Genomic DNA, 13,241 nt, shown 5'->3' with positions numbered 1-13,241 from the left:
ATCCAGGAGCATGCGATGACGGAAATCGATCGACAGCCGTGCCGGGAAGACGAATTCGAGCTCACCCGAGCACAAATGGAGCAATGGATGGCGCTGGATCCGGTCGACGGATCCGCCGGCAATGTCGCCCACTGTGTCGAACTGACCGGACCGATCGACTTCGCCCTGCTCGGACAGGCCTGTGTCCGCGAGTTCGGCGACTGTGGCGCGGGAACGATCAGATTCGGTGTGCGCGAAGGGGTTCCATACCAATGGCTGTCGGACTCCGCCGGGCCGCCGTTGCAGCCGGTGGATCTGACCGGCGCCCCGGACCCGGTGGCGGCCGCGTATCGATGGATGCGCGCCGACTACACGAAACCTCTTGCCATGAACGGCAATCCGTTGTCCTTCCAAGCCCTGCTCACCGTCGGGCCGGACCACCACTTCTGGTATGTGCGATCGCATCACGCGGTGCTGGACGGGTACGGCGGGTTCGCGGTCACGCTCCGAATCGCCGCACGGTATTCCGCGCTGGCGCAGGGACAGGAGCCCCCGCCCTACGGCGGGCTGTCGATGCGAGAACTCGTCGCGCTGGAACGGGACTATCTGATCTCCAGCGACCACGCCGCCGACCGTGGATTCTGGAACGGGCGAATCGCCGGTCTGGGCGCGGCCGTCCCGGCAGGCTCGGAGGACGGCGAGGCGTCGGAGCACGTGGCCTCGGGCCGGCTTCCGGCTGAACTGAGCGATCGGCTGGACGGCATTGCCGCGGCCGCCGGGACCAGCATCGTCCGGGTCCTGGTCGCGGCGATGTGCGGCTTCGAATCAGCGATGACCGGGCAGGAACGGGGCGTCATCGCGCTGGCGGTGAGCGGTCGCAGGACCACCGAGCTGAAGATGTCGGCCGGCATGCTGTCCAACGCGGTCCCGATCGGGCTCGACTGCGGATACCCCGCGACGCGCGACGTTCTGGTGCGCAGCGCGGCCGTCGAAGTCGCCACGGCACTCACGCATTCGCGTTACCGGTACGAGGACATGCGCCGCGACGCGGGGGTGGCGGGGGAAGGACGCCGGGCGTTCGGCCCGACGGTCAACTTCCTGTTCTTCGACACCACGATCAGCCTGGGCTCGACCGTCGGCAAGCATCGCGTCCTCACCTCGGGCAATACCGAAGTGCTGCACTACGACATCTACCGGACCGGAGTGAACTCGCCGATCTCGATCAATCTGATCGGAAACACCGCGTGCCATTCCCCCGGCGAGGTCGAGGAACTTCTCGGACGATTCCTGAACTATCTCGGCGAATTCCTCACCGTGCCGGGAGATACCCCCCTCGGGCGGATCGGATCGATCGACGACATCGAATCGACGCGGATATTGCGGTGGGGTGACGGGGGCGAACTCGATACCGCATACGGGATGGATACGCTCGCAACGCTTTTCGCCGAACGCGTGCGCACCTCCCCGGACGCGGTGATGGTCCGTTGGGCGGGCGAATCCTGGACCTACCGGGACTTCGCCGGACGGGTCAATCGGCTGGCCCGGTACCTCATCGCCTCGGGAGTGGGCCCCGAAACCGTGGTCGCGGTCGCGATACCCCGTTCGATCGACATGCTGATCGCCACCTACGCCGTGCTGATCGCCGGCGGCGCGTACCTGCCGATGGACTGCGGGCATCCGGCCGACCGGCTCACACACATGGCCGAGACGGCTGGGCCGCACTGCATTCTGTCGATCAGCGGCGGCGGTTCGCAGGCATCGGCGGCTGGCGCGAAGGTCGTGCACACGGATCGGCTCGAGCTGTCGATGTTCAGCGGCGACCCGGTCGGCGACGCGGACCGGATCCGCCCGCTGCGGCCGGAACATCTCGCATATGTCCTGTTCACCTCGGGCTCGACGGGGCGGCCCAAGGGGGTGATGGTCGACCATGCGGCGATCACCGCTCACTTGGCGTGGATGCAGTCGGCCTACGAACTCGGTCCGCATGACGTGGTGCTGCACAAGACACCCACCACCTTCGATGTGTCGGTCTGGGAACTGTTGTGGCCGATGCTGTCCGGGGCGCGGATGGTGATCGCGGCTCCCGATCGGCACACCGAGACCGGCTACCTCAGCACGCTGATCGCCGAAGAGCAGGTGACGACCGCGCATTTCGTGCCTTCGGTGCTGTCGATGTTCGCCGCGGAAACCGACATGTCGGCCTGCTCGAGCTTGCAGCGGATCCTCTCGTCCGGCGAGTCGCTGCCCGCCGGGCTGGCCGCCGGGGTCCGGGCGGCCGGGATCGAGGTGCACAACCTGTACGGACCGACCGAGACGGCCATCGACGTGACCGCGCACCGAGCCGCGGCCGCGGACCTGGTGTCGGTGCCGATCGGCAAGCCGGTCACCGGTACCCGGGTGTATGTCCTCGACGCGTGGCTGCGCGCGGTGCCGGTGGGCACCCCCGGCGAACTCTATGTCGCCGGAGTCCAATTGGCGCGCGGATACGCCGGACGGGCGGGCCTGACCGCGGACCGATTCGTGGCCTGCCCCTTCGAGGCCGGCGGGCGGATGTACCGCACCGGGGATCTGGTGCGCTGGAACGCGGACGGGGCGCTGGAGTATCTGGGCCGCACGGACTTCCAGGTGAAGGTGCACGGTGTGCGGATCGAACCCGGCGAGGTGGAGGCCGCGTTGCTGGCGCACGAGGCGGTCGAGCGCGCCGTGGTGGTGGTTCAGCACGATGATCGCACGAAGGATCCCCGTCTGATCGGGTATGTGCTGGCGGCCGACGATTTCGGGCCGGCCTGTGAGCAGTCCGCGGTCGGGCAGTGGCGGGCGGTGTACGACGAGCTGTATTCGGCTGCGCCGCAGCAGGATGCGAATATCGAGGAGATCGGATTCGGCGATGATTTCGCCGGTTGGATCAGCACCTACACCGGGCAGCCGATCCCCCTCGACCACATGCGGGAGTGGCGCGACACGACGGTGGATCGAATCCGTGCACTGGGCCCGCGGCGGGTGCTGGAGATCGGCGTCGGCTCCGGTCTGATCCTGTCGCGACTCGCACCCGGATGCGTGGAGTACCGGGGCTCGGATCTCTCCGCGGCCACCATCGAGCGACTGCGGAGGCAGCTGAACCGACAAGGCGGGGAATGGGTCCGGGACGTCTCGCTGTCCGTGCGTGGTGCCGACGACTTCAGCGGTTATCCCGATGGCTATTTCGACACCGTCGTGCTCAATTCCGTGGTGCAGTACTTTCCGAGCGCGGGATACCTGCGGCGTGTGATCGCCGGAGCGCTGCGTGTCGTCGCGCCGGGGGGCGCGGTGTTCATCGGTGACGTCCGCCATCTGGGGTACCTCGACGAACTCGAGACCGGGGTGCGGCTGGCCAGGGCGACCGACTCGGACATCGGCGCGTCACGAGGACGGGTCCGGCAGGGACCGGCCGATCAACACGAACTCCTGCTGGCGCCGGAGTTCTTCCTGCGGATCGCGGACGAGCAGTCCGAGCCGGTCCGGCACGAGATCCTGCTCAAGCGCGGGATCTCGATCAACGAACTGACCCGCTATCGATACGACGTTGTTCTGCATCGGAATCCGGAAAATGCGGTGACCGTGGGGGATTCCCTGCTCGTCGAATACCGCTGTGCGGACGATATCCGCACGCTGCTGGGACGAGGGGTGGAATGCGTTCGGGTGCTCGACATCCCACACGAAGGGTTGATCGGCGAGGTTCGTGCCGTGACGGCGAGCGCCGGCGCGGGTGCCGCCCGGGCGGATCGATGCGGGAACCCCGAATACCGGCTCGCCGACGGACGACGCCCCAGCGGCGGGCTGCTGCCCGACGATCTGTATTCGCTGGCGGCCGACCGCGGATATTCGGCGACCGTCACCTGGTCGATGCGATCGGGGCACATGGAGGCCGTTTTCGCCGCGGAGAACGGATCCGGCGATCGTCGGATCGTCGGGGGTTACGCTCCCGAATGGTGCGACACGGCCGCGACCGCCAATCGTCCCATGGCGGGGGCACTGGCCGAGAACGTCCGCGAGTTCGCGGCCACCAGGTTGCCCGGATACATGATGCCGTCACTGGTGATGGTCCTCGACGAGTGGCCGCTGAACGCCTCGGGCAAACTCGACCGGGCGGCCCTGCCCGCGTCGGCGGTGGAACTGGCCGACTACCGGGCGCCGACCGACGCGGTCGAGGAGTCGCTGTGCCGGATCTTCGCCGAGGTTCTCGGAGCGGAACGAGTCGGGCTGGACGACGACTTCTTCGCTCTCGGCGGGGACAGCATCCTCTCGGCGCGGGTGGTGGCGCGGGCCCGGAGCGGCGGCATCGCACTGACTCCCCGTGATGTACTCGACCACCGCACCGTCGCACGGCTCGCGCTTCGCGCGGCGACCGGGATCGAGGTGTCGTCGCCGGCGGAGATTCCGGGTGGCGATATCGGCGAAATGGTGTTGCCGCCGGTTGCCCAGTGGCTCATGGGACTCGGCGGGGCCGTCGACCGCTTCCACCTCTCGATGCTGATCCGATTGCCCGAACAGATCACCCGCGAGCAACTGGTATCCACGCTCGCCGCGGTCGTCGACCGGCACGCCCTGCTCCGAGCCCGGTTGTGCCGCACCGAGATCGGCGGTGACGCCGAATGGCGGTTGGTCGCCCGGGCGGCCGGATCGATCGATGTGCCCGCGTTGCTGCGCCGGGTGCCGGTGGACAGCGATACCGGCATCCCCGCGGACGTCTGGGAGGCCGCGGTGAGCGAGCTGGACCCGCGATCGGGGACCGTATTGCGCGCGATCTGGCTGGACCGGGGGCCCGATTGTGCGGGCAGGTTATTGCTGGTCGTCCATCACCTGGTCTTCGACGGGGTGTCCTCACGCATCGTGGTGGAGGATCTGGCCACCGCATGGCAGCGCGTGACGGCCGGGCAACCGGCCGCGCTCGAACCGACCGGCACATCCATGCGAACCTGGATGCACACGCTGCACGAGGAGGCCGTGGCCCGCACGCCGGAACTCGAACTGTGGCGGTCGATGATCGACGGCGCGGATTGCCTGCCCGGCGTCCGTGCGCTCGATCCCACGGTCGATGTCACGTCCACGATCGAACGCATCCAGGCCGGGCTCGATCCGGATACCACCTCCGCGATTCTCGGCCCGGTCCCGCACGCCCTGCATGCCCAGGTCGACGAGGTCCTGATGGCGGCCCTGGGGGTGGCGGTGGCGCAGTGGCAGCACGGCCGTGGCGGTGCGGTGTCCTCGGTGCTGCTGCGTCTGATCGGCCACGGGCGCGAAGACCTCGCGGGTGCGGACCTCTCGCAGACGGTCGGCTGGTTCAACTCGATGTACCCCCTGCGGATCGACCTGTCCGGGCTGGATCTCGGCGCTACGGCGGTCGGCGGTCCCGAATTGGAGACAGTCGTCGCGGCCGTGCGGGATACGGTGCGCACTATCCCGGAAAAAGGCATCGGCTACGGCCTGCTGCGGTACCTGAACAGCGATGCGGCACAACGGTTGCCGGGCCCCATGCCGGGCCGCATCTGCTTCAACTATCTGGGGCAAGTCCAGACGGGCGCGGACACCGCCGGCGCGTGGACGCCGATTGTCGAGGGCTTGTACGAATCGATGCCGGATCCACGCCTGCCCGCCGCGGCGGCACTGGACATCACCGTGGTCGTCATCGACGGCCGCATGATCGGCGATTTCGGCTTTCCCGGCACGCTGCTGCGACCGGAGGAGATCCGCGAGCTGGGAGAGCTGTGGACGGCGGCTCTGACCGCGTTGGCGAGCAGGTGTCCGTGATCGGCCGCGCACTATCGGCGAACGCCGATGATTCCGATGATGCGCGGAAATTCTGAGGGGCACCGCACAAGACGCTCTTGGCCTTCTCACAGTCGGATCGCCGATGCTGAGGTGTGGGGTGTGGGTGTGGAGGTGTTCGAATGTGGTCAGGACAAGAGGTCGTGGTGGAGAAGGTCGGACGGAATGCGACATCAGGGCGCCCGCTGCGGGGCCGTACCGAACACCTCGACCGCATAGACAGGAGTCTCGACACGGCGGCGGCCAGTCGGCGCTGCCGGATACTGCTGCTGGAATCTCCGGCGCGCAGCGGCAAGAGCCGACTCCTGCACGAGGCGACCCGGCATGCGGAACAGCGGGGCTACGCCGTGATCGACGGCGTCTGCGATCGGTCGAGACCCACCTCGACTGCCACGCCCGCGGCACGGCTGGAATCTCGCATCAACGACTTGCTGCGGCACAGCCCGGTACTGGTCGCCGTCGACGATCTGCAGTGGGTCGAACCGCAGACCATGGCGCTGATCGCAGGATTGGTGAGCAGGTTCGCGGGGGTTCCGCTGGTGTGGATGCTCACCGTGCCGTCGAACGAACTTGTCGCGCCACACAATCGGCTGCTCGAGCTGATCGGCCACGATGAACGAGCCGAATGGCTGCCGCCGTTGGGCGTGCTCCCGGAACCGGTGATCGCCGAGATCGTCGGCGATGTGCTTGCGGCCGAACCGGATACGGCACTGGTCTCGCTCTGCGGATGTCTCGATGCCTCGGCGGGGGCAGTGGTCGAATTGGCCGAGGGGCTCGCGGCGGACGCCGCGGTCCACATCGACAACGGTGTCGCGCGACTACGGGGCTACGGGTGTGCCGACGATTCGGTGGTGCCCGCGCCGGGTGAGGCGCTGTGGGTGCCCCGCCGCTTCCTCCGGTTGGTTTCGGACCGGCTCGCGGGGCTGTCCGCGGTCAGCAGGCAGACCGTACAGGTGGCTGCGATCCTGGGCAGAACCTTCTCGGCGCGCGACCTGTCCGACATGCTCGGATGCGCGCCCGCGGATCTGCTGGGTCCACTGTCGGAAGCCATGGCCGCGGGCCTCGTCGCCGACGAAGTCGAGGATTTCAGGTTCCGGCGCGCGGTTCTGTGGCAGGCCGTGCTCGCCACCGTGCCCGCCCCGCTGGTGTCGTTACTGCACCGCCAGGCCGCGACGATGCTGGTGGATCGTCAAGGCGCGCACACCGAAGCATCGGCGGTGCACCTGCTTTACTGCGCGCGTCCCGACGACGCCGCGGTCGTCGGAACCATCGCGCGCACTGCCTGCCGATTGCTGACCGCGGCACCCGAAACGGCTGCCGCGCTCGCGCTGCGGGGCATGCAGATCACACCCCGGCACAGTAGCGCGCATCTCACCTTGGCGGGGACGGCGATGACCGGACTGCTGCGTTCCGGGCGACTGGATCGCTCCGCCGAGATCGCCGAGCACATTATGGATTCGGCCGACGACCGGCCCGGTTTCGCCGTCGATCGGGCGCGGGCCGGTCTGGCGACGGTGATGGTGCTGCGTGGCGAGACGCGCAAAGCCCTCGACCTGGTCGCATCGCGTGAGATCTCGACCGTCGATGTGCGGCAACGCCTTTCGCCGCGCATCGAGCTGGTGCGGCTGGCGGTCTGTGCGTTGTCGCGCGTCGAGGAGGCCGAGGAGACAGCCGAGACGATTCTGGACGGTTCCGCACACCGGCCCGCTGACATGACCATGGCGGCGCTGTCATTGCGTGCGAGCTCCGCGTGGCGGCGAGGACGACTCGATGACGCCCTGTGCGCCATCGACCAGTCGGCCGCCCTGTACGCGCGAGACAGCGGTTATGCCCTGTCCTCCTATCCGCTCTGGCAGCAGGCATGGATGCTGATGCGCGTGCAGCGCCACGCTGCCGCCGAGGTCGTGATCGGCTCTGTCGCGGCGATCGTAGGAGCCGCCAAGAGCAAGGTGCTCACGCCGGTTCTGTTGTCCCTTCGTGGTTGGTTGCGACTCTCCAAGGGCGACTTGACCGGTGCGGAGGCCGACGCGATCGAAGCACTCGAGTCGTGCAGCCGATCCCGGATGCTGTTGCCGGTTCCGGTGTTGCACGCACTACTGGCCTTGACCGCACTTCGCCGTGGTGAGCTGGTCGCCGCTGCCGAGTGCGTGCGTACGTTGGACGAGTCGCTGCCCGACGACGAGCTGCATCCGCTGTGGTCGCTACGCTGCCTGGTCTCCGCGCAGGTACGGGCCGCCTCCGGCGAACCAGAGATCGCGCTCGAGATGCTGCTCGACGCGGGCGGTGCCGACCAGCTGCTGATCGCGGATCCCGTCTCCGCGGCATGGTGCGTGCGGCTGGCGCTGCGGACCGGCCGAGCGGCGCTGGCCGGGGAGGTACTGGACGCCGCCGTGGAGTTGAGTGAGGCCAACCCGGGTCAAGCTTGCCTCCGCACGATCGTCGCGCATTGCCGGGCGCTGGTGGAACACGATGCCGCGGCCGCCAAAACCGTTGCTGCCCTGTATGACGAGCCTTGGGTCGCGGCTTCGGCGGCCGAGGACACCGGTGTGCTGAGCATCGACGACAGAGATGCCGCGATATCGGCATTCGGGGCGGCAATGGCGGCATACGAGGCCATGGGCGCGGATTGGGACGCCGCGCGGATCCGCGGTCGCCTGCGCGATCTCGGTGTTCGCCGCCGACATTGGAGCCATATGTCGCGTCCGTCGACCGGATGGGCCAGCCTGACCGACACCGAGGAGAAGGTGGCCAGGCTTGTGGCCGCGGGCCTGACCAATCGGAAAGTCGCCCGTGAACTCTTCATATCCCCGCACACCGTCGGATTCCATCTGCGACAGATCTTTCGCAAGCTCCAAGTTCGCTCACGAGTCGAACTGGCGCGGCTGGCTCCGGCATCCATCGTGACCTCACCCGATATCCGAGACCGATCCGTTTGAGAGTGCCGGCCGCGCGGTCTCCGAGGCTCGCACGGGTCTGAAACGAATCAACTCCGCCCGGTTTCGGCAGGACATCCCGAACCCGCTCCCGTGCCACGGGTGGCACAAGTGCGTGTTCAAGTGGTGCGCGAGGCGGGACTTCAACACGTAAACCCGGTCCACGAGCCGGGGGCTCGTGTTCATGGGCACTGGAATACGCGAAATCGCAGGGCATCAGGTTCCCTTGGCGGAGCTCTGGTTACGGTGCGGGCGTGCTCCACAGTGTGCTGATGGGAAGGCATGCCAGTCGGTCGCCGAATGGGAGTTGCTGGTCGCCGCAGTAGAGGACGTAGCCTGCGTGGAAGCGATCGCCGAGGCGGCGTTGCAGGATACGGAGGGCGCGGAAGTCGTCGGTGCGCACGGTTTCGGCGGCTTTGACTTCGATGCCGATGATGCGCCCGGCGTTGTCCTCGAGGATGGCGTCGACCTCGTAGCCGTCGCGGTCGCGGTAGTGGTGCAATTGGGCCATGGTGTGGCTCCAGGTGAGTTGACGGGTGAGTTCGCCCAGGACGAAGGTTTCGACGAGGCTGCCGATCACGGCGTCGTTGGTGATGCCGGTCAGCAGATGTGCAGCAAGACCGGCGTCGGTGAAGACCAACTGATTCGACGACAATCTGCCGACAATCACGCCGATGATCTGCCGACATGCACGCCGATGATCTGCCGACAATGTCGTCGATGATCTGCTCCGACCTGTATCCCGATGTCACAGTTCCCGAGCACGCCGATCGATGGGTTGCGGCGACGCAGTATCGGATGTCGCGGGCAGGCGAACATCGCATCGCCTCAGCGATCGATCTCATCATCGCCGCGACTGCCGCACACCACGGGTTGACTGTGCTGCGCGACGACAACGACTTCGCGACCGTCGCACGCCACGCACCCGAGGCAAATCGCCCGCAGGAAGATCCTGATCTTCACGGCACCGCAGTAGCCACGGAAGACCGAATCCGCCGGAGAGCCTGAACCAGATGAGACGGCGAGCTCTCGCAGCCGAACCCGGACGGCACCGTCGACACCCAGCAGGTGATCGGTTCGGCATACAACGACAAGGGTGAACTGGTCCTGCCGCAAGGCAACGGGAAAGCGTTCAACCCAGCGACCGGCGAGCTCGGGACCATCACCGACAGGATGCTCGGGGACGCTACACATGCGGCACCGATGTACTCGGTACAGAGTGAACGGAGATCGCAGCCATGAGCGCGTGGTGTTGTTGATCGGCTGTTCATCGCGGGGCATTCGCCGTTGATGGGTGATTCTCATGGTCCGTCCATGACGAATTCGACCCCCCACCGCCGGCCGCCCTGCACGAACCGTGGGGGTGGGTCAAGCGGCCGCTGGTCCTGCTGGTAGCGGCGACGCCGGTCGTCATGTCGTCACCGGCCGGATTCCCGGTACCGGCCGGGAGTGGATGCCATCGTCCATGTCGTCGCCGAGCGTGCGGGTCGGCTGGGATCGGGTTGAAATCGAGCACATAAGATCGGGTGATCCCATGTTCCGCTGAGAGAAGCCGATGGATGTCGCTGAATTGAGTTTCAAGGTGCTGGGCCGTGTCACGGTTCGGCGCGGTGGCCTGACGTTGGCGTCGGGGCGTATGCGAACCCAGGCTGTGCTCGCCGCGTTGTTGTTCGCGGGCGGGAGACCGTTGACCGCGGCACAGCTGGTGGATGCGGTGTGGGGGGAAGAGCTGCCCGGCAACGCGGTCGGCTCGCTGCGGTCGCATGCGCTGCTGTTGCGGAAACTTGTTGAACCGGAGCGTATTCAGCGTGGTGCGGCTTCGGTGCTCGTCTCGGTCGGCGACGGATACGAGTTGCGGGTTCCGCGCGACTCGATCGATGCCTTCCAGGCGCACTCCCTCGCCACCGCTGCCGAGGATGCCAGGGCCGCAGGGGATTTCGAGCAGGCCCGGAAGCTGCTCGCCGAAGCGTTGTCGTTGTGGCAAGGGGAAGTGCTGGCCGGCGTGCCGGGTCCGCTGGCGGCGGATCAGCGGCGGCGCTTGTCGGAACTGCGAGCGGCGCTACTGGAGTCGCGGCTCGATGTCGACCTGCGACTGGGTCGTCATGAACAGGTGATAGACGAACTGTCCGCGGCCAGTGACGAGTTCCCCTTGCGGGAGCGCTTGCGGGGCTTGCGGATGACGGCGCTGTATCGCTGCGGGCGGCGTGGCGAGGCACTGGCGGTCTATGCCGACACCCGCCGCCTGCTGGTCGACGAGCTCGGCATCGACCCCGGCCCGGAGCGGGCCGAACTGCACCGGCGCATCCTCGAGGACGATCTGCCATCGCCCGTGGCGCGTCCCGTGTACAGCGTCGGCCGCCGCGAGGGTGTCCGACCGGCTCAATTGCCCAGGGGTATCGCCGATTTCACCGGCCGCGAGGCATTGGTGCGAGAACTGAGTGAGGCGTTGACGCCTGCCGAGCTCACCCCGCCCGTCGTGGTGATCACCGGTATGGGCGGTGTCGGCAAGACGACGCTGGCCACTCATGTCGCGCTCGAGATCAGGGACCGTTTCCCGGACGGTCAGCTCTACGCAGATCTGCACGGCGTGGATGAGCGACCTGCCGAGCCGGTCGGAGTCCTGGGCGCTCTCCTGCGGGCATTGGCGGTGGCGGACAGCGACATTCCACCCACCGAGCCCGAGCGGGCGGCACTGCTGCGCAGCCTGCTCGCCGACCGGCGCATGCTGATGGTGCTCGACAATGCGGGCACCCTGGATCAGGTGAGACCTTTGCTGCCGAGCGGGCCCGGCTGCGCGGTCCTGGTCACCAGCCGAGCGGTGCTGCCGCTACCGGACGCCGCGTACCACCGACTCGGCGTCCTGTCCGCCGCCGAAGCGCGAAACTTGCTGGGACGGATCATCGGTGCGCGGCGAACGGCCGCCGAACCCGAGGCCACCGACGCGGTGATCGCCGCCTGCGGCCGGCTGCCGCTCGCGATCAGGATCATCGGTGCCCGGCTGGTGACGCGCCCGCATTGGAGCATCGCCGCCGTGGCGCAGCGGCTGGCCGACGAACGGCATCGCCTCTCGGAGCTGCGTTGCGGCGACCTCGCCGTCGATGCCTGCTTCAACTTCGGGTACCGGAATCTTCCCGCTGTGACCGCACGAACGTTCGTGGCGCTGGCGGTCCCGGCGGTGCCGGACCTGTCGGTCACGGCGGCGGCTTCGATCCTGGGTGTCGATATCGCTGCGGCAGTGCAAGTCTGCGAGTCCCTGGTCGATCTCGGACTGCTGCAGTCCGTCGGAACCGATCGCTACAGTTACCACGACCTGCTGCGATTGTTCGCCCACACGATCGTCCCGGACATCGACCGGGAGCAAGTGCTGTCGCGGCTGCTGGACTACTACCTGGCGACGGCGAAAAACATAGTCCGCCAACGCTATCCGGGTCATCGACTCGACTATGTCCGGGCGACGACGCATCCCGGCGAAGCCATCGTCTCCGAGACCGACGCACACGCGTGGCTGGACGGCGAACGCACGACGCTGATCGCCCTGCATCGCCAGATCGCCGCGGACCATCCGGCATTGGTGTCGTCGAGCGTGGACGTGGCGATGCTGATCAGCGAGTGCATTGATCCCTCGGCCCAATCCGGGCAGTTGGCGGACGCTCTGCGGCGACTGCTGTCGGTTGCCCAACGATATGACGACCGGGATACGGAACTGCGGGCCCGTGCGACGCTCGGGCTGGTGTTCGCATTGGATCTGAGCCGCGGAGACGAGGCCGTCGCCGTGCTCGAACCGGCACGGAAGGCGTTGCGCCCGAGCGGAAACAGTCTGCTACTGGGCTTCGTCGAACACGTGCTGGGGGCCGCCGCGCTGAGCCTTGGTCGCGAACCCGAAGCGATCGCCCACATGGCCGCGGCAGTCGAGATCTTCCACGAACTGGACGACCCGGCGTGGGAGGGCTGGGCATGCGCGACCCTCGCCGATCGGTACGGCGACGCCGCGCAATGGGATCATGCCACCGAGGTCGCCGAGCGAGCCGTGCGATTGGCGGCACGGCTCGGTGGCGCGGCCTTCGACTCGCTGGCGCGTTGTCAGCTGGCCCGGGTCGTCCTGATGCGCGACGACGACCCCGAGCGGGCGGTGTCGATGTGTGAGGATGCGGTGCGAGCGGCCCGTGCACATGGGCGCCGGCTCCTGCTGGGGTGGGCCCTGTATCGGCTGGCGGAGATCAGCCTGTACTGCGGACGCCTCGATATCGCCGAATCGGCTGCGGCCGAAGCCGTCTCGGTCCTCACCGAGGCGGCGGACCCGTTTCGGCGTGAACAGGCGCTGCGTTGTCGGGCGAGCGCGCTGGCCGGACAGGGGCGCATCGAGGAGTCTCATCGGGTGCGCGCGCAGATCGACGAGTTGACCGCGCGAAGCGGGCGAGAACCCCAGCCGTCGAAAAGAATCGACGTCGTGTGCTCCACCCGAACCGCCACTGCGGGCAGGCCCGACCGGGTGTGACCCGAACCCGGGACGGCCCAGGCCATTAC

5 protein-coding genes are annotated in these 13,241 nt (G+C 67.6%); 4 read left to right on the top strand and 1 reads right to left on the bottom strand.

The window, feature by feature from the left end; all coding sequences use genetic code 11:
• Window positions 1-15 precede the first annotated feature (15 nt).
• Both NS2_RS10145 and NS2_RS10140 read left to right on the top strand, forming a co-directional pair.
• Entirely contained in the window at window positions 16-5,766 is a 5,751-nt protein-coding gene (locus NS2_RS10145; protein ID WP_081985808.1) for a non-ribosomal peptide synthetase, read from the top strand.
• Between the two features lie 140 nt (window positions 5,767-5,906).
• The gene (locus NS2_RS10140; protein ID WP_081985807.1) at window positions 5,907-8,720 is read left to right on the top strand and encodes a helix-turn-helix transcriptional regulator; all 2,814 of its coding nucleotides are present in this window, start codon (window positions 5,907-5,909) and stop codon (window positions 8,718-8,720) included.
• Between the two features lie 238 nt (window positions 8,721-8,958).
• Here the strand turns inward: NS2_RS10140 and NS2_RS10135 are convergent, their stop codons facing one another.
• Window positions 8,959-9,372, bottom strand: coding sequence for a DUF4143 domain-containing protein (locus tag NS2_RS10135; RefSeq protein WP_200885914.1), 414 nt, complete (start codon window positions 9,370-9,372; stop codon window positions 8,959-8,961).
• A 32-nt stretch (window positions 9,373-9,404) separates the two neighbouring features.
• On the opposite strand from NS2_RS10135, the gene NS2_RS35935 reads away from it, so the two are divergent.
• Entirely contained in the window at window positions 9,405-9,725 is a 321-nt protein-coding gene (locus tag NS2_RS35935) for a PIN domain-containing protein (protein ID WP_177327140.1), read from the top strand.
• Between the two features lie 628 nt (window positions 9,726-10,353).
• The gene (locus tag NS2_RS10125) at window positions 10,354-13,212 is read left to right on the top strand and encodes an AfsR/SARP family transcriptional regulator (RefSeq protein ID WP_158543957.1); all 2,859 of its coding nucleotides are present in this window, start codon (window positions 10,354-10,356) and stop codon (window positions 13,210-13,212) included.
• Window positions 13,213-13,241 lie beyond the last annotated feature (29 nt).

This window comes from Nocardia seriolae NBRC 15557 (assembly GCF_007990715.1).
GTDB lineage: Bacteria > Actinomycetota > Actinomycetes > Mycobacteriales > Mycobacteriaceae > Nocardia > Nocardia seriolae.
This window is presented reverse-complemented; position numbering and strand designations above follow the sequence as displayed.